The sequence below is a fragment of the Niveispirillum cyanobacteriorum genome (assembly GCF_002868735.1).
In the GTDB taxonomy this organism is placed as follows: domain Bacteria; phylum Pseudomonadota; class Alphaproteobacteria; order Azospirillales; family Azospirillaceae; genus Niveispirillum; species Niveispirillum cyanobacteriorum.
In genome coordinates, this window is sequence record NZ_CP025611.1 from 2776749 (window position 1) to 2797162 (window position 20414).

The 20414-nt window shown below is 62.4% G+C and carries 17 protein-coding genes; 14 read left to right on the forward strand and 3 right to left on the reverse strand.

The window, feature by feature from the left end; translation table 11 throughout:
• The first annotated feature begins 74 nt into the window (after nt 1-74).
• The 9 genes from C0V82_RS12915 (at nt 75) to C0V82_RS12955 (ending at nt 11974) form a co-directional block, all read left to right on the forward strand.
• Nucleotides 75-2363, forward strand: coding sequence for a TonB-dependent receptor (locus tag C0V82_RS12915; RefSeq protein WP_094453435.1), 2289 nt, complete (start codon nt 75-77; stop codon nt 2361-2363).
• A 106-nt stretch (nt 2364-2469) separates the two neighbouring features.
• Nucleotides 2470-4191 (forward strand): amidohydrolase, encoded by a 1722-nt coding sequence (locus C0V82_RS12920; protein WP_094453437.1) that lies wholly within the window; start codon nt 2470-2472, stop codon nt 4189-4191.
• Nucleotides 4192-4206: 15 nt separating this feature from the next.
• On the forward strand, nt 4207-5316 hold the full coding sequence (locus C0V82_RS12925; protein ID WP_094453439.1) for a class II histone deacetylase: 1110 nt from the start codon (nt 4207-4209) through the stop codon (nt 5314-5316).
• Nucleotides 5313-6008 (forward strand): HD domain-containing protein, encoded by a 696-nt coding sequence (locus C0V82_RS12930; protein WP_165771968.1) that lies wholly within the window; start codon nt 5313-5315, stop codon nt 6006-6008. The genes C0V82_RS12925 and C0V82_RS12930 overlap by 4 nt, the downstream gene beginning before the upstream one ends.
• Before the next feature lie 7 nt (nt 6009-6015).
• Complete coding sequence (locus C0V82_RS12935) at nt 6016-6912, forward strand: MBL fold metallo-hydrolase (RefSeq protein WP_158659903.1); 897 nt, start codon at nt 6016-6018, stop codon at nt 6910-6912.
• 706 nt (nt 6913-7618) lie between these two features.
• Nucleotides 7619-8242 carry a PAS domain-containing protein gene (locus C0V82_RS12940; protein WP_094453443.1) on the forward strand — a complete coding sequence of 208 codons (624 nt, stop codon included), beginning with the start codon at nt 7619-7621 and terminating at the stop codon, nt 8240-8242.
• An 18-nt stretch (nt 8243-8260) separates the two neighbouring features.
• Nucleotides 8261-9394 carry a putative bifunctional diguanylate cyclase/phosphodiesterase gene (locus C0V82_RS12945; protein ID WP_094453445.1) on the forward strand — a complete coding sequence of 378 codons (1134 nt, stop codon included), beginning with the start codon at nt 8261-8263 and terminating at the stop codon, nt 9392-9394.
• Complete coding sequence (locus tag C0V82_RS27495; protein ID WP_094453447.1) at nt 9391-10848, forward strand: methyl-accepting chemotaxis protein; 1458 nt, start codon at nt 9391-9393, stop codon at nt 10846-10848. Before C0V82_RS12945 ends, C0V82_RS27495 begins: the two co-directional genes overlap by 4 nt.
• Nucleotides 10849-10927: 79 nt before the next feature.
• A complete protein-coding gene (locus C0V82_RS12955; RefSeq protein WP_094453449.1) occupies nt 10928-11974 on the forward strand; it encodes a GGDEF domain-containing protein in 1047 nt (348 codons plus the stop codon).
• Between the two features lie 364 nt (nt 11975-12338).
• Here the strand turns inward: C0V82_RS12955 and tnpC are convergent, their stop codons facing one another.
• The 3 genes from tnpC to tnpA all read right to left on the reverse strand — a co-directional run bounded on the left by tnpC (nt 12339) and on the right by tnpA (nt 14738).
• Nucleotides 12339-13913, reverse strand: a complete 1575-nt coding sequence (gene tnpC, locus C0V82_RS12960; RefSeq protein ID WP_101749357.1) for an IS66 family transposase — start codon at nt 13911-13913, stop codon at nt 12339-12341.
• Between the two features lie 70 nt (nt 13914-13983).
• The gene (tnpB, locus tag C0V82_RS12965) at nt 13984-14337 is read right to left on the reverse strand and encodes an IS66 family insertion sequence element accessory protein TnpB (RefSeq protein ID WP_094453453.1); all 354 of its coding nucleotides are present in this window, start codon (nt 14335-14337) and stop codon (nt 13984-13986) included.
• Nucleotides 14334-14738 (reverse strand): IS66-like element accessory protein TnpA, encoded by a 405-nt coding sequence (tnpA, locus tag C0V82_RS12970; RefSeq protein ID WP_133065390.1) that lies wholly within the window; start codon nt 14736-14738, stop codon nt 14334-14336. Before tnpA ends, tnpB begins: the two co-directional genes overlap by 4 nt.
• Before the next feature lie 530 nt (nt 14739-15268).
• Between tnpA and C0V82_RS12975 the strand changes: the two genes are divergently transcribed.
• The 5 genes from C0V82_RS12975 to C0V82_RS12995 all read left to right on the forward strand — a co-directional run bounded on the left by C0V82_RS12975 (nt 15269) and on the right by C0V82_RS12995 (nt 20361).
• Nucleotides 15269-16023, forward strand: a protein-coding gene (locus C0V82_RS12975; protein ID WP_102111765.1) for an IS5 family transposase whose coding sequence is annotated in 2 segments (ribosomal slippage) — nt 15269-15599 and nt 15599-16023 — 756 coding nt in all. Because the reading frame shifts where the segments join, the coding sequence is not laid out codon by codon here.
• A gap of 125 nt (nt 16024-16148) precedes the next feature.
• The gene (locus C0V82_RS12980; protein WP_102112662.1) at nt 16149-16877 is read left to right on the forward strand and encodes a response regulator; all 729 of its coding nucleotides are present in this window, start codon (nt 16149-16151) and stop codon (nt 16875-16877) included.
• The gene (locus tag C0V82_RS12985; protein WP_158659904.1) at nt 16874-18247 is read left to right on the forward strand and encodes an ATP-binding protein; all 1374 of its coding nucleotides are present in this window, start codon (nt 16874-16876) and stop codon (nt 18245-18247) included. The genes C0V82_RS12980 and C0V82_RS12985 overlap by 4 nt, the downstream gene beginning before the upstream one ends.
• Before the next feature lie 115 nt (nt 18248-18362).
• Nucleotides 18363-18782 (forward strand): EF-hand domain-containing protein, encoded by a 420-nt coding sequence (locus C0V82_RS12990; protein ID WP_158659905.1) that lies wholly within the window; start codon nt 18363-18365, stop codon nt 18780-18782.
• 133 nt (nt 18783-18915) lie between these two features.
• Entirely contained in the window at nt 18916-20361 is a 1446-nt protein-coding gene (locus tag C0V82_RS12995; protein WP_158659906.1) for an efflux transporter outer membrane subunit, read from the forward strand.
• Nucleotides 20362-20414 lie beyond the last annotated feature (53 nt).

The window sequence follows — 20414 nt, forward strand, 5'->3', positions numbered from 1 at the left end:
TCAATCCTGATACTATTGATCCTTGATCGATAACCGCCCGGAACCGGGCCATATAAGGAGGCTAAAGGGAATCCATGCGACATAAGAATCGCTTCGCGCTGCTGGCTATCAGCCCATTGGCACTGTTGGTCTCAACCCACGCCGCCCTGGCGCAATCCATCAACGAGACGGTGGAGCTGGAAGAGATCATCGTCACGGCCACCCGTCAGAGCCAGAGCATCATCAAGGTGCCTGTCAGCGTGAGCGCGCTGTCGAGCGAGGCAATGGACAGCCGGGGTATCCGCGACTTTTCCGACATCGTCCGTCAGACGCCGGGCGTCACAATCGAACGCAGCAACACCACGTCCAACATCTCCGTCCGCGGCGTGAATTCGGCTGTGGGTGCCGCCACTACCGGCATCTACATTGATGACATACCAATCCAGATCCGCCAGTTGGGCTATGGCGGCGGCAATGCCTATCCCGTGGTGTTCGACCTTGAACGCGTGGAAGTGCTGCGTGGGCCGCAGGGCACCCTGTTCGGCGCCGGGTCCATGGGCGGCACTGTGCGTTTCATCACCCAGCAGCCCTCCTTCTCCGGCCTGAAGGTCTATAGCCGCGGAGAACTGAGCAGCACCCAGCATGGGTCGGCCAACGGCGAATTGGGCCTATCGCTGACCGGTCCCGTGGTGGATGACAAGCTGGCGCTGGCGGCCAGCGCTTATTACCGCCGCGACGGTGGCTTTGTCGATCGCATCAGCTCCTTCACTGGCAAAGTGGTGGACGAAAATGCCAACCGCACCGACAGCTATGTCGGCCGCCTGGCAGCAAGCTGGCGCGCCAGCGACAGAGTGAAGATCACGCCGTCCTTCTACTACCAGGATCTCAAGACCAACGACAGTCCTGAGACCTGGGAGAGATATTCCAATTACGGCGACAGCGTCTTCCGCAATGCCAATCAGGTCCAGGAGTCGGGTCGGGACAAGTTCTATCTGCCTGCCGTTAATGTCAGCGTCGATTTCGACGGTGTCGAACTGATCGCCGTCGGGTCCTATTTCGATCGCCGTCAGGAGTTCGTGCAGGACTACACCACCTTCGACCAGACCCTGTTCACTGGTGTGAACCACCTGCCCTATCTGCCCGAACAGCAGGCACCGGCGAATTTCGTGGTGGCGCAGAAGAACTGGACCGGGGAGGTCCGGCTGCAATCCGACGAACCGACGGGCCATTGGCAATGGGTAGTCGGCGGCTTCTTCGCCCATGCCGAACAGACCTCCATCCAGCAGGTGGTCGATCCCTATCTGCCCGTCTATCTGTTCGGGCAGAGAAGGCCGGTGCCGGGCTATTCCGTCTATGATCAGAACGCCGTTTCCACCGACGAGCAGGTGGCGGCCTTCGGCCAGTTGACCTACAATATCACCGACCAGCTGTCGGCCATTGCCGGCCTGCGCTACAGCCACACCAAATTCAAGATCCAGGACATCGCCCAGGGCTTCGTCGTGGGGCCGCTGGTGGATGACCGCGGCCGGCAGAGCGAGAACCCGATCACGCCCAAGGTCGGCCTGAATTACCAGGCGACGCCGGACACGCTGCTTTACGCGTCGGCGTCGCGCGGGTTCCGTGTCGGCGGCTACAACCCGCAGGTCGGAACGCAGTGCGGGGCGGAACTCAACTCCATCGGCTATCCCAACGGACGCCCCACCAACTATGATTCAGACTCCGTCTGGAGCAAGGAACTGGGCGTGAAAAGCCGCTTCGCCGGTCTGGGCAGCATCCAGGCCAGCGTCTACCAGATCGACTGGAAGAACATCCAGCAGGCGGTGGGGCTGAATTCCTGCGGCTTCCAGTTCACATCCAACCTGGGCAAGGCGCGCAGCCGCGGCTTTGACGTGCAGGTGGAAGTGCGGCCCGTCGAGGGCCTGTCCTTGCAGGCGGAGGTGGGCTACACCGACGCGCAGTTCCTGGAAACGGTGCGCGGCGGCCCCACGGCCGCAGCCCCGCTCGTCAGCAGTGGTGACCGCGTCCAGGGGGCACCATGGACCGTCTCCCTGCACGGTCAGTATGATTTCGACGTCACCAGCACGCTTCCCGCCTATGTCCGGACGGACTTCGACTACCGGTCCAAGCAGACGAAGCTGCCGCCCTACCTGAACCCCGCCAACGGTGCCATCGACACGGACCTGACCCTGCCGCCGGCCATGAGCGTCTGGTCGGCCCGCATCGGCGCGCGGCCGGGGGATTTCGACGTCTCCGTCTTCGTCAACAACATCCTGGACAAGTCGACCTGGACGCGGCGTGAACGCGCCTCCAACCCGAACGAATTCTTCCGTCGGGAAGTCATCCGTCCCCGCACCTTCGGGGTCACGGTCGGTTATCGCTACTGACCCGTTCCGGTCCCGGACGGGAGCGGGTGACCGCTGCCGTCCGGGACCGATTGCCCGTGTGAAGCCAAACCGTACCATTCCAAGTCACCTGAGAAGGATCAGCGCCATGGCGAAAAATCGAAAATCGGCTTCGGCCTTCCTGGCCCCATTCGTCGCGGCCATTGCGCTGGCGGTCGCCGGCCCGGTTGCGGCGGCCGATTTCCTGTTCGTCAATGGCAAGATCTACACACCCGACGGCTGGCGCACGACGATGGAGGTCAAGGACGGCCATATCGCGCGCATCGGCGGTGACGCAGAGGCCAAGCAGTGGCAGGCGGGTGCCGGCCAGGTGGTCGACCTGAGCGGCAAGACCATCCTGCCCGGCCTTTACGACATGCATGTGCATCCCGTGCTGCAGGCCAAGGGGGAGGAAGGCCGCTGTCGCGTGCCGCAGGATGCGGACGCCGCAAAGCTGCTGGCCCTAGTTGCCGACTGCGTGAAGGCGGCCAAGCCCGGCGAGTGGGTGACGGGTGGGCAATGGCAGGCCTCCCTGATGCAGGGCACGCCGATCACGGCGGAAACGCTGGATCGGATTTCGCCCGCCAACCCTCTGATGCTGTTCGATGTCAGCGGCCACAGCGTCTGGGCCAACTCCCAGGCCCTGAAGATCGCCGGCATCACAGACAGCACCGCCAATCCCGAAGGCGGCATCATCGAACGTGACGCGAAGGGCAAGCCGACCGGCATTCTGCGCGAAACGGCGGGCCGGCTGGTGACGGCCAAGATCCCGCCGCAGACCAAGGAACAGACGGCGGCCAACCTGCGCCACCATCTGGACATGCTGTCCGGCTTCGGTGTCGTCGGCTATATCGAGGCCATGGCCTATCGCGACGATCTGGAGGTCTATGCGACCCTGGCCGATCAGGGCATCCTGAAGCAGCGGGTGCAGGCCTGCATCGCCTTCTCCGAAGCGGGCCGGGCGAATGCCGCCTTTGATGAAACACTGGCAGCGCGCGGCCAATATACCCGCGCCACCTTCAACGCCAATTGCGTCAAGGTTTTCGCCGACGGCGTTCCCACGGAAAGCCATACGGCGGCCATGCTGCACCCCTATCATGCCGGTCAGCCCAACGCCCCGGCCACGGGCCTGCTGCTGTTCGATCCCGCGCAGATGGCCAAGCTGGTCACCGACTGGGACAAGCAGGGCGTCACCGTCATGTTCCATGCCGCCGGCGACCGGTCGGTGCGCGAAGGATTGGACGCCATCGAGGCGGCGCGCAAGGCCAACGGCATGAGGGGGCCGATCCACCAGATCGGGCATTCCACCTTCATCGACGCGGCGGACATGCCGCGCTTCAAGAAGCTGAAGACCGCAGCCGAATTCTCCCCCTATCTCTGGGACCCGCAGCCCATCAATGACGACATCACCTCGGCCGTCGGCTCCCCGCGCATCGACCGCGTCTGGCCCATCAAGGAGGCCTTTGCCGCCGATGCGCTGGTGATCGCCGGGTCGGATTGGGCAGTCGTGCCCAGCCCCAATCCCTGGATCGGCATTGAAACGGCCGTCACCCGCCGCAATCCCGGCGGCAGCGAGCGCAGCTTCGGCCTGGGCGAGGCCATCACCCTGAAGCAGGCGATTGAGATGTTCTCCATCAACGCCGCCAAGCGCATGGGGATCGAGGCGCAGGCTGGTTCCCTGACGGCCGGAAAATGGGCAGATTTCCTGGTGCTGGACAACAGTCCCTTTGACATGCCGGTGACCCAGATCCACACGATCCAGCCTGTTGAGACCTGGATCGCGGGTGCCAAGGTCTTCGCCCGGGCGGATGCGCCCGCCGCGGCAAAGTAAGCGAGGCAAGCCACCATGTCGCAAACGGCCCTTTATCAGAATGAACGCTGCTTCTGGCACTCCACCGGCGTCCAGGCGCTTTATATCCCGCTGGATACCTGGGTGCAGCCGCCGACGGGTTCGTACGGCGCCGACACGCCGGACAGCAAGCGCCGGCTGCTGAACCTGGCCCAGGCATCCGGACTGGTTGATGCGCTGGCTCTGCCCAAGGCACCGCCGGCCAGCCGGGAAGACCTGCTGCGCATCCACCCCGCCGACTATCTGGACCGGTTCAAGGCGGCCAGCGATGCTGGCGGCGGCGATCTGGGCCAGCTGGCCCCCTTCTCCAAGGGCGGGTATGAGATTGCCTGCATCTCCGCCGGGCTGGGTATTGAAGCGGTGGATGCCGTCGTCACTGGCCGGTTCAAAAATGCCTATGCACTGTGCCGGCCGGCGGGGCACCATTGCCTGCCCGATATGCCTATGGGTTTCTGTCTCCTGTGCAACATTCCCATTGCCATCGAGGCGGCGCGGGCGAGGCACGGTGTCGGGCGGATCGCAGTGCTGGATTGGGACGTCCATCATGGCAACGGCACCCAGCATGTCTATTATGATTGTGGCGACACTCTGACCATCTCCATTCATCAGGACCGCTGCTTCCCGCCAGGCTACAGTGGGGCCGAAGATCGCGGAGCCGCAAATGGCTTGGGCGCCAATATCAATATTCCGCTGCCAGCTGGGTCCGGACACAACACCTATCTGCGTGCGATGCAGACCATCGTTATTCCGGCCGTGACCGCATTCAAACCGGAGCTGATCATTGTCGCCAGCGGACTGGACGCAAATGCTGTCGATCCCCTGGCACGCATGCTGCTGTACAGCGACAGCTATCGCGAGATCACGAAGTTGATCATGGGCGTCGCGGACTGCTTGTGCGGCGGTCGGCTAGTCGTGATCCACGAGGGTGGCTACTCCGAAGCCTATGTCCCCTTCTGCGGCCATGCGGTGCTTGAGACGCTGGCAGGCGTCCGCACGTCGGTGGCTGACCCCGAGCTGGAAATGTTTACGCGTTGGCAGCCGGCGCAGCAAATACAGTCCTTCCAAGACCAATGGGTCGATACTCTAGCCAAGGAACTTCTGACATGAACGTGAAAGCCTTTATTGTGACCGCTAGCCTGTTGATCTGTCCGATGACCTCCTGCCTGGCAGCGGAGATTCAGGCCGCGCCTGATGCCGGTTGGCGCGAGAAGGTCCGGCACTTCGCGGAAGCCAATTTCAAGCATCCTGCGTGGGGCTACAGCCATTCCGTCCGGGATTATGATCTGGCTCGACAACTGGCGGCGACAGATGGAGTCAAGCTGGATGATGATGTCCTGTTTGCAGCTGCCATGCTGCATGACATGGCTGCCTTCCCTGGCTATGCAGCCAAAGATGTGGATCATGCAGACGGGGCTGCGGAGCTTGTCGGGAACGTCCTGAAGGACACTGGCTTCCCCATGGGCAAATTGCAAGCCGTGCAGTCGGCCATCCGCACGCACATGTTCTTCCGGGACCCGGTCGGTCCGGAGGCGCTTTACCTGCATGATGCCGACGCGCTGGAATGGCTGGGAGCGATCGGTATTGCGCGGCTGACCGCGACGGTCGACTTGACTGGAACCATCATCGGCGGCTCGCCCGACGGCCCGACCGTGGTCAAGGGTCTGCAGGCCAATCTGCAGGCCGTGCCGCAGCGGGTATTATCGAAGGCGGGCCAGGCGTTGGTGCCAGAGCGCAGCGCCTTCCTTAAGCGCTATCTCGAACTTCTGGGGGGACAGACCGATGATTTCAAGAAGCTTTAAGTCCCTTATGGTCGCCGCCCTGACCGTGGCGGCCGCCTGCCTGCCCGTCTGCGCCGCATACCCCGACCTGACCGTGACGGTGCATAAAGGCGGCTTTGCAACGGTGAATTCTTACATCATCTCCAATGGCAAGACGCTGACGGTCATCGATGTGCAGCGCAAGGGCTATGAAGCGCAGAAGCTGGCAGATCTGGTCCGGTCGATGGGCCTGCCGCTGACCCAAGTCTTCATCACCCATGGTCATACCGACCATTTCACTGGCATGCATGTCTTTCGCGACCTGTTCCCTAAGGCCCGTATTCTGGTGGCGGATGAGGCCATCCGCCGCGACGTCAAGGAATATGCGATCTATATGGACCAGGGCGGGGCGACGGAGGCGGAAACGCCACTGGAGCGACCGCTGCGTCCGAAGTCAGCATCTTTCCCGGAAGGGTTCGATTACGAGAACAGTATCGGCTTGCTGAAAGGGCCGGTGCTGAATTTCGATGGCGGCGGAGCCTGCGATGTCATGTCAACCTACCCCGCCACCGAAGCGCCGCACATGTCGACGCTTTACTGCAAGTCGATCAATGCCCTGTTCCTGGCCGACCTTGGTTATAACAAGGTGCATCCCTGGATGGGCGACGACATCACCATTGAACGGGTTGTCGCCTGGAAAAAGGAGCTAGTGCGTCTCCGTCGGGAATATGGTCAGTTGAACCCTACCATCTATCCCGGCCATGGTGATCCCGGCACCATCGCCATGGTGGATGAGCTGATCAGTTATTTCGACAATTATCTGCGCATCGTCGCTAATGCCGAGAACAGAACAGACGCCATGATGCAGATCACTAGGCTTTATCCTGATTACAAGGAAGCCGACTTCTTCCTAAAGTATAGCCTGATTAACCATATCGGGGAATAGCCGCTGTTATAACCTGCATCATTCACCGGAGTGACGGGCGTGCTTCAGCCCTTTTATCGGAGGTTGAATTCGGATTCTGGCACCGAAACGCACCGATTAGGGGAGCCACACCCGTCATACTTGAAACTACGCTTTCTCTGCCGAGCCTGTCAGCTGTTTCCGCCAAACTGATCGAGGCCTGGTTTGGTGGCGGCAGAGAAACGTTTCGGCGTGAGGAACGGCATAATGCGTCTTGCATGTGGATCGGCTCAGAAACGTGCCCCCAGGGCAAGCTCTCGCTATGTATCTGAGATAGACCGGAGAATGGTAGTTGAACCAGTGTCACGGTCGGCGCCGATCGTGACACTGCCTATTCCGGCAATTTCTTCGTCGCGACAAGCACTTGCGATTGTTTTGGGTGGGGCACTGCCCCGAGCCGATTGACACCCAACAGCGGCACCAGGTTGGCAGCGGCCTCCGGTTCACCGTCCATCGATGTGATCGGGGCAATCAGGGGCGCTGGTGGGCGTTACAATTTGATAGCTTTCAATTGGTTGACGTCCGCTCTCCCTTTGCTGAGCTGCATACAAAAATGTCTAAACCCCACGGATCGTCACTTTCTTCGCCCGGAAATGATTTGAGTCATCGCGCCGAGGATGGAGTTGGCGACAAATGATGAACCAGCCGAGTCATCTCACCCAGGCAAGGTTCGAGAGGAGCGACGGGAATGCCGACCATCGACTCAGACATTGCCACGTTCCCCGACCTGCCATGCCCTGAAATCACAGGCGTGGTTGCCAGTGCGACTACTGATGCGCTGATGGTCACCGGTCCGGACGACCGTATCCTGTTCGTCAATCCTGCCTTTTCCCGGATCACCGGTTTTTCCTGCGCGGAACTTTTTGGGCAGGAGCCGTTCATGTGGAAAACCGACCGTTCACCGCCCGATTTTTATCACCAAATGTGGCAGATACTCCGGGACAAAGGGTTCTGGGAAGGCGACCTTTGGAACCAGAACAAGACAGGTCAGGCGTTCAGCGAATGGACCCGTATCCACCGCCTGCGGTCCACATCGTCGGATGAGGCCTTTCACGTCACCCTGTTTTCGGACGTGTCGCAGCGTCGCCGTTCACGGCCACGCCAGGTCAAAAGCCAGCTTACCGATGGTTTGACCGGCCTGCCGAACCGCTACCGTTTTGTGACCGACCTTCGATCCGCCCTTGGTCGTGCCGGCGTGCCGTCGGTTACCGTCATTGTCATGAACATTGACCAGTTCCGCCGCGTCAATGAACAGGCGGGACATGAAGGCGGCGACCGACTGTTGAACCGTATTGCCTGCGCTCTGCGGTAGCGGCTGCGTGCAACCGATGTGCTGGCGCGGCTGGCCGGTGATGAATTTGCTGTCCTGCTGGCCAACCCGATCGAGAATGAGGATGCGCTGTGCCTGGTCCACGACCTGCAGGAGGTCATTGCCGAGGCCGGAAAGGATGCCGCGCTGAACGATCCGTTGACGACGTCGGCTGGTATTGTCACCCACACCGGCGCGTGTGCCGACCCCTGTGAGGAGTCGGAGTTGATGCTGCGCAACGCCATTGCCGCCGTCGATGATGCGCGCCGCGCCGGGCACCATCGGGTCGCCATCCATACAGAGGAAAGTGCGGCCCGTCGGCTGGCCCGGCAGACGCAGGAACGCGCCCTGCGCAAGGCGATTGAGAGCAACGCGCTGGCCCTGCATTTTCAGCCCAAGGTCGATCTGCGCACAGGCGCTGTGATCGGCGCAGAGGCACTGGTGCGCTGGCACCTGGAAGGCACCGGCGACATCCCGCCCGCCCAGTTCATCCCCCTGGCCGAGGAATGCGGTCTGATCCAACGTATAGGGGAGATTACTCTTGAAAAGGCCTTTGCGGCCCTGACCGCCTGGATGGCGACGGGCCGGCCGCCGGTGCCGGTGTCGATCAATGTGTCGGCCGTGCAGTTGGACGGGCGTCTTCTGGCGGCGAAGCTGCGCGACCTGCTGCGCAGCAATATGGTGCCGCCGGAACTGATCGAAATAGAGGTGACGGAGACGGCGTTTGCGCATGACATGGAAGGTGCCATTGCCGAACTTCAGGCCGTGCGGGCCATGGGGGTTCGGATTGCGCTGGATGATTTCGGCACAGGCTACGCCACCTTATCGCTGCTGCAACGGCTTCCAGTCGACACGCTGAAGATCGACCGGTCCTTTGTCTCGGAAATGATAGATACCCGTTCATCGGAAGAGATCGTCCGGATGGTGATCGCGCTGGCCCGCGCGCTGGGCAAGGACCTGGTGGCTGAAGGCGTGGAGACCGTCGAACAGTCACGCCGCCTCGTCGAACTCGGCTGCGAGGCGGGACAGGGGTGGCTCTATGCCAGGGCCATGCCCTTTGACGTGCTGATGGCGTTCATCGAAAAAAGCCACAGTACCGAACCAGGCCGAGTGCAATCGAACATGCCCCTAGCCCTGCGGAGGGTTGCCCCATGACACCGGTCGAACGGTTACGCGCGCTTACATCGCTTCTGGTTCTGGCACTTCTTGCCCTTCAGGTTCCCACCATCACGGTGTTGCCGGTGCTGATGTCCGGCACCTCCTCGCTGGCAGCGCCAGCGGTGGCCCTGCTCTGCCTTGGTGCAGCACTGGCGGCATGGCGGTTTGCACCGACACAGACCTCACGGCTTGTGATGGCGGTCAGCCTGCCTGTGGCGGCGTCAATGTCGGTTGTCGCCGTCGCCGGCCATCCCTGGCAGACCGCGATGGTGACCTATGTCCATGTGCTGACCGCATTGTTGGTTGGTTTCAGCGATTGGCGCTGTGTGGGCGTCGCCGTGGCGACGACGGTTCTGCTGACCCTGGCGGCCTTCCTGGCGGAGGTGCCGGGGGTCGGTGGCGGCGACGTTCTGCAGGTATTGGCAGAGATGTGGCTGACGATTTTCGGCGGCGCCCTCCTTGGGTGGCTGGCCCTGTCCATGGCGCGGGCCTTTGATAATGCCGCCGCGGCCCTGTCGGACACCGAATCCGCCCATGCGTCGCTGACCACCATGATGAATGAGCGTGAAGAGGCGGAAAGGCGCGCCAAGCAGGAACGTGGACGGCTGTTAACCGCGGTGGCTGAAGAGTTGGAGGCCAAGGTCGGCGGTCTTGCCGATGAGGTCGCCAGCGAAGCCGCGGTGGCGGCCACGGATGCAGAAAGCCTTCATACCCTGGTCGCGAAAGGCTCTCAGGCTTCTGAAGTCATGGCCGATGACGGCCGGAAGGCGTTGACGGGTGCCGAGGCGGTGGCCGAAGCCAGCCAGCAATTGTCTGGTGCCATTGCAGAGGTCAGCGGACAAACCGCCCATTGTTCCGCGCTCGCCCGCGGGGCCGCCGATATCGCGCGCACCACGCAATCGGCGGTGCTGGAGCTGCGCCAGGCAGCCGACAGTATCCAGGACGTGGTTTCCGCCATCACGGAGATCGCGGAGACCATTAATCTGCTGGCCCTTAACGCCTCAATCGAAGCCGCCAGGGCCGGGGAGGCCGGCAAGGGCTTTGCCGTTGTCGCCTCTGAGGTCAAGCACCTGGCCGGGCAGACGGCAAAGGCGACCGCCCAGGTGGGCGAACGTATTGCCGCCATCCGCCACGGGGCCGGTTCTGCCGCCGAAGCGGTGACCAGTATCCTGGAGGCGGTGTTCAAGGTTGATGCGGCCAGTGCCGCCATCGTGGCTGCGGTGGAGGAACAGGACGCCGCGACCCGGAAGATCGCCAGTGGTGCCGCCGAAGCGGCCATGATCGCGCAGTCTACGGCGGTCGGCGGTACCAACATGGTAGCCAACTGGGCTGATGCCAGCCACCGTGCGGACAGCGTGACAGAGCTTGCCGGCCGGGTTGCGGAACGGACCGACCGCCTGCGCAATGCTTTGACGCATCTGCTGGATCGTATTCGGACCGAGGCGGTTTAACTTAAGATTGTTCAGAATGGACACTTCAAGATTGAGTGCTATCTCAGCGCGATCTTTTGCTTAGGATCCGGGGCTTTGAATGAATTTTGATGACACTTTGGCTAATGCAAGGAAGTTCGGCGCAGCCGCAGCCGCAAGCCTGTCGAGGTACGGAATCGCGCCCACGCCTGCCGCCTACGGTGTCTGGTACACCTATCACGCCGGGCATCTCCCGGACCTGGTCAGTGCACTCACTCGCATAATTGCAGCCGGCACCGGCCCGACAGACCTGGACTGCCAGAGTCTGTATGAGCGGTTTCTGTCGGGCAGTGTAGAGGCGAAAATTGTGGAGGATACCAGCACCGCCTTGCAGGAGGCTCTCGACATTGCCGTGTCGGCCCTGCGCGATGCCAGTGAAGACGCCACAGACTATGGCGATATCCTCAACAAAACGGCTGTGGCGTTGAAGTCATCGTCGCTGTCGTCGGTTCCGCTGCACGATATCATTTCCGCCCTGGCCCGCCGCACGGCGAAGACCGTGAACCATAATCTGCAACTGCAAGGCCGGCTTCAGGACTCGGCCAGCGAGCTTCAGACCATGCGGTCTACCCTGGCGACCGTGCATCGTGAGGCCAATACCGATGGGCTGACAGGCGTCGCTAATCGTCGTAGGTTCGATACGGTGCTGCGAAATGAGATTGCACGCGCGGGTGCTGACAATCAGCCCTTCTCGCTCATCATCGCGGATGTCGATCATTTCAAGAAATTCAACGACACGCACGGACACACAGTCGGTGATCAGGTACTAAGGTCTGCTGCCGGTCTTTTGAGTTCGATGGTGCGCGAAGGCGATACGGTCGCCCGGTATGGTGGTGAGGAGTTCGCCATCATCCTTCCCGGTATCAGCATCGATCAGGCCGCTGCCACAGCTGAGCGGCTGCGGGCCTCTGTTGCAAGTCGTAAGATCATACAGCGGGGCTCAGGTACCCCCGTCGGCTCCGTAACTATGTCGTTCGGGATTGCTGAATACTGGAGCGCTGAAACAGCGAATTCCCTTATTGAGCGAGCGGATCGTGCTCTCTACTCGGCCAAAGCGGGTGGTCGCAACATGGTGTGTGTAGGATATATTGATGAGGAAGTGCTGTAGATGCCATGTGTCGCTGGCTGGAAAAAACTCCCCAGAAGTGGCACATCAAAAGAGGTGATCCCGCCAACTCTAGAAACCACTATACAGAGTGAGGGTGAACCATTTCAAATTTGCCCTTTACACCTCCGTCGTGGCCTTCGCTGGTGACGGCCCAAGAGGGGCTGCAAAGCGGGAGACGCTGCGCAGATAAACGAGCTCAATCTCGGCACCAAGCCGCCGTACACTCGTTGCGTTGATCAGACGCTGACGCAACGGACCTACCGTCGGGACGAAAGTCGATATTCATGGCTGGCTACTCTGGCTGGCCGGAACCTCAACGTTCAGTTCTTCGGCAAAACCCGGTAATCCACAGTAAGCGGTGTTTTCAGGCCACGGCAGTTTCGGCCTGCTGGGCATATCTCCAGGGCAACAGCTCATCGAGCCTCGTGATCGGATGCCCGCTGGCGAGTTTGGTCAGGACATCGGCGAACCAGGCCTGCGGATCGACACCGCTGAGCTTGCAGGTTTCCACCAGCGACGCGCTGGTCGCCCAGTGCTCGCCGCCACCGTCGCTGCCGGCGAACAGAGCATTCTTGTGCGTGAGGGCGAGCGGGCGGGTGCTGCGCTCCACGCTGTTGCTGTCGATCTCCACCCGGCCGTCGTCGAGGAACAGCGTCAGCCCTTCCCAGCGGCTGAGCGCGTAGCGGATCGCCTCGGCCAATGTCGATTTGCGCGACACGGTCGCCAGTTGCTTTTCCAGCCACGTCTTCAGTTCCGCAATCAGCGGCGTCGAGCGGGCCTGGCGCTCCCGGCGGCGCGCTTCGGAGTCATGGCCGCGGATCTCGGCCTCCACTGCGTACAACTGGGCGATGCGCCGCAAGGCTTCGCTGGCGATCGGCGCCGAGCCGCCGGTCTGGAGATCATTGAAGCCGCGGCGGACGTGCGCCCAGCAGAAGGCGAGGCGCACGGCTCTGCCCTCGGCCAGCTTGCGATAGCCGGCATAGCCGTCGACCTGGAGCACGCCGGTGAACCCCTGCAGATGCGCCACCGGCCGTTCCGCCTTGCGATCAGGAGCATAGACGTAGGTCACCGCCGGCGGCTCCGGTCCGTTCCAGGGGCGATCGTCGCGCGCGTAGGCCCAGAGCTGGCCGGTCTTCGTACTGCCCCGTCCGGGGTCGAGCACCGGCGCCGTCGTCTCGTCAGCAAACAGCTTGCCCGACGCCTTCAGGCTGGCCATCAACCGCTCATGCAGGGGCCGCAGGTACCACGCCGCCCGTCCGACCCAGTCGGCCAGGGTGGAGCGGTCGAGATCGACACCCTGGCGCGCGTAGATCTGGGCTTGGCGGTAGAGCGGCAGGTGATCGGCGTACTTGGACACCAGCACGTGGGCGATCAGCGCCTCGGTGGGGATGCCGGCGTCCACGATGCGCGCCGGCGCCGCGGCCTGCACGACGCCCTCCTCGCACTGGCGGCAGGCGTATTTCGGCCGGCGGGTCACCAGCACCCGGAAGCGGGCCGGGACGAGGTCGAGACGCTGCGAGACATTCTCGCCGATGGGATGCAGCGTGCCGCCGCAACACGGGCAGGTCTTGTCGGCGACATCGATGAGGATCTCCTCGCGCGGCAGATCGGCCGGCAGGTTCCCGCGGTTCACCCGACGCCGTGGCGGCGAAGGGGCCGGCTTGGCCGCCACGGTGCCGGTGGGCTCGGCCTCCTTGGCGGCCAGCGTCTGCTCCAGGTCCTCCAAGGCCAAGGCCAGCTGGTCCGGATCAAGGCGCTCGGCCCGGCGGCCGAAGCGATGGCGCTGCAATTCCCGGATGATCTGGCGCAACCGGGCGATCTCCTCCTCGGCCGAGGAGCGGGCCGCCCCCAGCTCCGCGGCATGCCGAAGCCGTTCGGCCAGCAGCAGGGCACGCAGTTCGTCAGGATCGCTGGGAAGGGTTTCAGGCGCGGTCGTCACGTCCACCAGTATAGCGGCGGCTTACGCAGTCCTCGCCTCCGAAGCGGTGGCCGAGTCGCTGTGTCGCAGCTCAGCTGGCGGACGTCGGCCGAGGCACCCGCACGCCCCGCACCCGGGTCCAGTCCAGACCCTCGACGAGCGCCGAGAGCTGAGCCGGGGTCAGCCGGATCACGCCGTCGCGGATCGCTGGCCAGCGGAACTGGCCGGCCTCCAATCTCTTCGCGATGAGAACCAATCCGGTGCCGTCCCAGTGCAGGAGTTTCACCCGGTCGGAGCGCTTGGAGCGGAAGACGTAGACGACCCCGCTGAAGGGATCCGCCCTCAGTTGCTGCTGCACCAGGGCGGCCAAACCATCCATGCCCTTGCGGAAATCGACCGGCTTGGCGGCGACAAGAACCCGCACCGCGCCCTCGATACCGATCACCGCGACGCCCTCACCGCGCGCAGCACCGCCTTGACGGTGGCGCTGTCCATGCCGGCCGGCACGCGCACCACCGCATCGCCGATCTGCACTTCGATGGCCGGGAGTTCCTTCGCTGCGGCTGGCGGCGGCGTGGTGTCCAGCACCACCGGCGCAAACACCAACCCCTCTTCCTGGAAGCGGTTGGCGGCACGCGCTTCCCGGCGCCAGCCGAACACCTGCTGGGGCCGCAATCCGTGACGCCGGGCCACTTCGGAGACCACGGCCCCGGGCACCGCCGCCTCCGCCAGGATCCGTTCCTTCGCCTCCGGCGACCAGGTCCGGCGGCCCACATCGCCGGTGATCACCTCCATCCGGCGCACCCGCACGGCCTCAGAGGCAAGCGTAAGGTCGAGCGTAGACACAAACCGTTCTCCCGATCATGCGATCCGGGAGATTCGCTCCGCCTTGATCCCGCCGAAAGGTGGGACCAGAACACCGCTTACAATCCACACGCTCAAGCCAACGGATGAAGCAACAACCCATCAACAAGTACGTGTCCCACGCAGCGGATTCGTTCTTTGGCCTGAAATCCGACGGAGAGCTTGTCACCGCTGATGCGCGTGCTGAAAATGTTTAATTAAATCATAGTAGTAAGCTTGTTGTAATGTCGGTCGATGCGAGCCCCCGCATCCAACCTGACACAACAAAAGCCTCGTAACCTCAACAGGTTACGGGGCTTTTGTTTTTGGACCCGGTTCCTGGCTATCGCCAGATATTTATTAAAATCAAAAGCTTAGCTCCGCAGGTTCAAATCGAGGGTGCCAGCATCCGCATCCAACATGCCGACGCACTCTGTCACGAGTTGGAACCTCTAGGGTCAAAACCGGCACATATCATTGAAATTGCTGTTTGAATGTGATTCCAAGGCGTGATTAACGCGTTGGAGGATTGAATGCGGGAGATTTTCTGGCTTTCGGATGAAGCGTGGGCAGCGATTGAGCCGCACCTTCCTGAGCACAAGTATGGTGCGCCGCGTGTTGATGACCGTCGGATCATCAGTGGGATTATTCATATACTCAAGAGCGGATGCCGCTGGAAGGACTGTCCGCCGGAATATGGCCCACCGACCACGGTGTACAATCGCTTCAACCGCTGGTCTGGGCGCAAACACTGGCACCGGATATTACATGCGCTGGCCGCCGGGCAATGGATCACGACCAGCGTGGCCATGGACGGCAGCTACGTGAAGGCACACCGGTGTGCCCACGGCGGAAAAGGGGGGCCAAGGCGCAAGCCATTGGCATTTCCAGAGGCGGTCAGACCACAAAAGTCCACGCCCTGACTGACACGCTCGGCCGCCCGGTGGCCTTGCATGTAACGGCGGGCAACGTTTCCGACATCACCATGGCCGAGACCCTGCTGGCTGAGGTTGATGATTGCCGCTATGTCCTGGCCGACAAGGGATATGACAGCGATAAATTGCGGACCAAGATCAAGGAGAAGGGCGCGAAGCCTGTCATTCCCGGCAGAAAGTCACGCAAAAAGCCCATCCGCTTCGACAAGCTCAGGTACAAGTTCCGATGGATGGTCGAGGCCGTCTTCTGCCGTCTCAAGGACTTCCGACGCGTCGCCACCCGATACGACAAGCTCGCCAGAAATTTCCTGTCCACCCTCGCAATTGCAACCATCGTGGCATACTGGACCTGATTGAGTCTGGAACCTAGCAAAACCGGAACGGTTCGGTCCGGTCGACCATGTCCGGTTGCTGAAAGGCTAACCAGGGTAGGGCAAGTCCGTGGCGTATTTCCGCGAGATCGGATAGCTTTCCGCGAATGGACACCGCTCACCGCATCCTCGTCGTCGATGACGACGCTGACATCCTTGCGCTCATGAAGGGCGTGATTACACGCAATGGCATGATCGCCGAGACGTCCCGCTCGGCGGCTGAAGCCGATATTGTTCTGGAACGGTTCCCAGCGGACCTCATCGTGCTGGACCTGATGCTGGAGGGCGAGGAAGGCCTGTCCTATTTTCGCCGGCTGCGCGCGCGGTCGAATGTACCGGTGATCATGGCGACCGCACTTGCCGAGGAAGTGGACCGGATTGTCGGTCTGGAGGTGGGTGCGGATGATTACCTGGGAAAGCCATTCAATCCGCGCGAACTCATCGCCCGGATCAGGTCCGTTCTGCGGCGGGCGGGCGAGAAGGGTCCCGCCGGGATCAACGGCGACGATGTCGCGTTCACGTTCGGTCCCTTCCGCCTGACACCGGCCCGCCTGTCGCTGACCCAGCGGGATGGCAGCCTGGTGCATTTGACCTCAGGGGAACTGGCGCTTCTTATCGCCCTTGTCGAGCACGCTCCCCGCGTGCTGTCGCGCGACCAGCTTCTGGATCTGTCCCGCGGTGCTGTGGCCAATCCCTTTGATCGCAGCATCGACAGCCAGATCAGCCGTCTGCGTGGCAAGATTGAGGCCGACCCAAGACATCCCGAATATATCAAGACGGTCCGCCATCTCGGCTATGCGTTTGCGGCCAATGTAACTCGGATCAACGCCAAGTGAGCTGGTTGAAGCAGCTCTGGTCGTCCCTTGTGGTCAAAGTAACGGCGATGACCGTGGCTGGGCTGATGCTGCTGTTCGCCGGTGTGCTGTTGGTGATGCAGACGCCGCTCCTGACGCAGTTCCTTTACCCACGGGCTTTGTCCGACAGCGCCGACAGTATTGCCGAACTTGTCTGGTTGATGGAGGCGTCGCCGGACGAGATCAGGCCCTTCATCCTGTCGGTCTATGAGGGGGGGCACCGTACGGCCTTGATCGGCAGCACCTTCACCCCAGGGCTTCGACCGGATGCCAACCTGCAGGCCATCCTCGTGGGGGGTGAAAGCGAAGTCGCGTCACGCCTGGCGGGGCGGGAAATCCGCTTTGAATCCCTCGGCTTTATTCCATTGCGGCAGCGGCTGCGCCAGGAAGGCACAGGTCCGATGCGCGTAGTCACGTCGCTCCAGGTTGCCATTGCGCTCAAGGACGGTCGGGTCCTGAATGTCTGGCTTGCCCCAGCCCTGACGCTCAGCCGACAACCGGTCGCCCTGGCAGGGACTGGTCTGGTCATCCTTCTGCTGTCCACGGCGCTGGGTCTCGCCATCGCAGCGGTCACGCTGCGCCCGATCCGTCAGCTGGAGAGCGATGCCGCGCGGGTCGAACTCGGCGATGCCGGTGCGGCGGTCTCGGAAACAGGCCCCGTGGAGTTGCGGCGTGTGTCGGTGGCGCTCAACCGCCTGCGCGAACGCCTGACGGCAATCATCCGGGAACGAGAGCAGATGGTTGCCGCCATTGCCCATGATGTTCGCACCGGGCTCACCCGGATCCGCCTTCGCATGGACGAACGCGGGATTGTGACTGCGGAACAGATCGAGGGCGACCTTGTCCAGATGGAGGCCTTGATCACCGATATGCTTGCCTATGCTCGTGCGGAACGCCCGTCGAGTCAGCAGGAACTCATCCACCTTGGCCGGTTCGTCGGTGATCTGGTGCAGGCCCTTCCCCACGCCATCGACCTCTGCCTCCCACAGGAGGGGGAGTTCATCATTGTCGGCGATCCGGTCGCCCTGCGGCGCCTGTTTGAAAACCTGATCGAAAATGCCAGGCGCTATGGCGGTGGGGAGATCGCGGTCCGGCTTGTGACCGCGGGGAACGGGCGCGATGTGCGCATAGAGGACAATGGCCCTGGCCTACCGGACGACCAGCTCGAAGCCGTGTTCCAGCCCTTTCATCGCGGTGAAAGCTCCCGCAATCGTAGCACGGGTGGTACCGGTCTCGGTCTCGGCATCGCGCGGGCCATCGCCCGGGCCCATGGTGCGACGCTGCGCCTGGAAAACCGGCCGGGGGGTGGTCTGGCCTCAATCGTGCATTTTCCAGCGTCCTTGCGGACTTGACCGGGCGTTCCCGGCGGCAACAATTCGTGACAAACCGTTTCAGCCGCGCCAAATGGCGGTGGTACGGGCAGTGTATAGTCTCGAAATCCGCAACAGGGCTGCACGAGACATGACCATGACCATCCAGACCGCGATCCGGACGAGCCTGTACGTTTTGGCCAGCGGTTTCGTTTTGCTAACCGCTGGCACTGCTACCGCCCAGGATGCCGGTCGCCTTGCCGAGGCGGATGCCAATGGCGATGGCAAGATCACTTGGCAGGAAATGGTCGATATGCGGGCGGGCGTTTTCGAACGCCTCGACCGCGATGGTGATGGCTTTGCCTCCAGCGATGACAGTCCGGGCATGGGGCCGGGCAAGAGGCTTTTCAGTGATGCATTCGGCAAGGTAAAAAGCGCCGATGCCAATGGCGATGGTCGCATTTCCAAGGATGAGATGCTCAACGGCCCGGCACCCCTGTTCGAGAAGGGTGACACCGATGGCGACAAAGTCCTGTCAGCAGCTGAACTGGCAGCGCTGAGGCAGACCGACAAGTAGTAGATCCTACGCGTGCCTTGACGCGCCGGATAGGTGCCATCCTGCGCGTCGGCTTGTCATGGACGGGACGGGCGATGTGCGATCCAGGGGCGCCGCAGGGCCCCTTGGATTTGTGTTGGTTTGGGGGCGCATCATGCGCAATTTTCGTGATTACGGTATGGTTATCGGTCTCGCGATCTGCGCGATAACGGGCGGTTGTACGCTGACCCCCGCACCTGAGACCCCCCCGCTGGTCAGCGACATCCGGACGAGCGGGCGTTTCCTTCAGACCCAGTCTAAGATCACCGCACCAGCGGACACGGGGGCGTGGTGGCTGGGTGTCGGCGGCAAGGAACTGGATGCCCTTGTCGATATCCTGCGCCGCAACTCCCTGGCCCTGCGGGAGGCGCGCCTGCAGGCAGACCAAGCCAAGGCGGCGGCGCGGATCGCCCATGGTCAGCGCCTGCCATCCGTAGCCGCTGTCACAGAGGCAAGCACCAACCGGCGACAAGGGCCGAATGGAAAGTTTTCCTGGTCGGAAGCCTACACCGCCGGTCTGCTGGTGGATTTCAACACCGATATCTTCGGCGGCCTGCGGGCAGCCGAACGGTCCGCCCGGCTGAGCGCCCTTGCCGGCGAAATTTCCCTCCGCGCGGCCGAACAACGGGAAATCGCGCTCCTTTCCCGCAACTGGGTCTCGGCTGTTTCGTTGCAACGTCGTGCCGATCTTGCCCGGCGCACGGCCGAGAGCTTCCGATCGACTTACGATCTGACACGCCAGCGTTATGAGGCGGGATCGACGGCGGTGTCCGCCAGCGACGTCCAGATTGCCCGGCAGAACCTGGAATCCGCCCTGGTGGACATTCCGCAGATCGACACCGACCTCACCCAGCAATGGCTGGTTCTGGATGAGCAGCTTGCGCGCATGCCGGGGGAGACCGGTCGGTCCTTCGCGGGCGCGCTGGCACCTGCTGTCCGGTTTGACGCACCCGTCGGCAGCCCGGCGGCGCTGCTGGCGAACCGGCCCGATGTCGCCGTCGCCGAACTGCGCTATCTGGCGGCGCTTGAGGATGTTGGCGCTGCCCGTGCCTCACTGTATCCCGGCCTGTCGCTTGCCGCCTCGCTGACCTTCCAGGCTGACACACCGGGCGAGTTGTTCGACTGGGACCGACATATTGCCAGTCTGGCGAGCTCTCTCACGGCACCGGTCTTCCAGGGTGGCCGGCTGAAAGCGCAAGTGCGCCTTAAAGAGGCGCGTGCCGCCGAGCTGGCGAGCGCCTTTGCGAGGGCAGCTCTGGCTGCCGTTGTGGATGTGGAGATCGCGCTTGCAGAGCTGGCCGGCTTGCACCAGCAGAAGCAGCTTCTCGATGCCGCGCTGGAGACGGCCAGGCTGTCCAATGAAATCGCCAAGGGCCGCTATGGGCAGGGGCTGATTTCAATCCTTGCCGTGCTGGAAACCCAACGCAGCCTCAATGCTGTCGAGCAGAACGTCATCCTCACCGATCAAGTCATCGCCAATGCGCGGATCGACCTCTACCTCAGTCTTGGCGGCGACTGGACGGGCAGTATTCCCGCGGTCGAGCCGGCCCAGAAATCCTGATCCAAAAATGGAGCGAAACCATGTCTGCTCCCGATAATCTGCCCGTCGAATCG

Excerpts from the sequence above, each read along its gene's own strand:
- C0V82_RS12915 (WP_094453435.1), top strand. The coding sequence starts at position 75 with ATGCGACATAAGAATCGCTTCGCGCTGCTGGCTATCAGCCCATTGGCA.
- C0V82_RS12920 (WP_094453437.1), top strand. The coding sequence starts at position 2,470 with ATGGCGAAAAATCGAAAATCGGCTTCGGCCTTCCTGGCCCCATTCGTC.
- C0V82_RS12925 (WP_094453439.1), top strand. The coding sequence starts at position 4,207 with ATGTCGCAAACGGCCCTTTATCAGAATGAACGCTGCTTCTGGCACTCC.
- C0V82_RS12930 (WP_165771968.1), top strand. The coding sequence starts at position 5,313 with ATGAACGTGAAAGCCTTTATTGTGACCGCTAGCCTGTTGATCTGTCCG.
- C0V82_RS12935 (WP_158659903.1), top strand. The coding sequence starts at position 6,016 with ATGGTCGCCGCCCTGACCGTGGCGGCCGCCTGCCTGCCCGTCTGCGCC.
- C0V82_RS12940 (WP_094453443.1), top strand. The coding sequence starts at position 7,619 with ATGCCGACCATCGACTCAGACATTGCCACGTTCCCCGACCTGCCATGC.
- C0V82_RS27495 (WP_094453447.1), top strand. The coding sequence starts at position 9,391 with ATGACACCGGTCGAACGGTTACGCGCGCTTACATCGCTTCTGGTTCTG.
- C0V82_RS12955 (WP_094453449.1), top strand. The coding sequence starts at position 10,928 with ATGAATTTTGATGACACTTTGGCTAATGCAAGGAAGTTCGGCGCAGCC.
- C0V82_RS12980 (WP_102112662.1), top strand. The coding sequence starts at position 16,149 with ATGGACACCGCTCACCGCATCCTCGTCGTCGATGACGACGCTGACATC.
- C0V82_RS12990 (WP_158659905.1), top strand. The coding sequence starts at position 18,363 with ATGACCATCCAGACCGCGATCCGGACGAGCCTGTACGTTTTGGCCAGC.
- C0V82_RS12995 (WP_158659906.1), top strand. The coding sequence starts at position 18,916 with ATGCGCAATTTTCGTGATTACGGTATGGTTATCGGTCTCGCGATCTGC.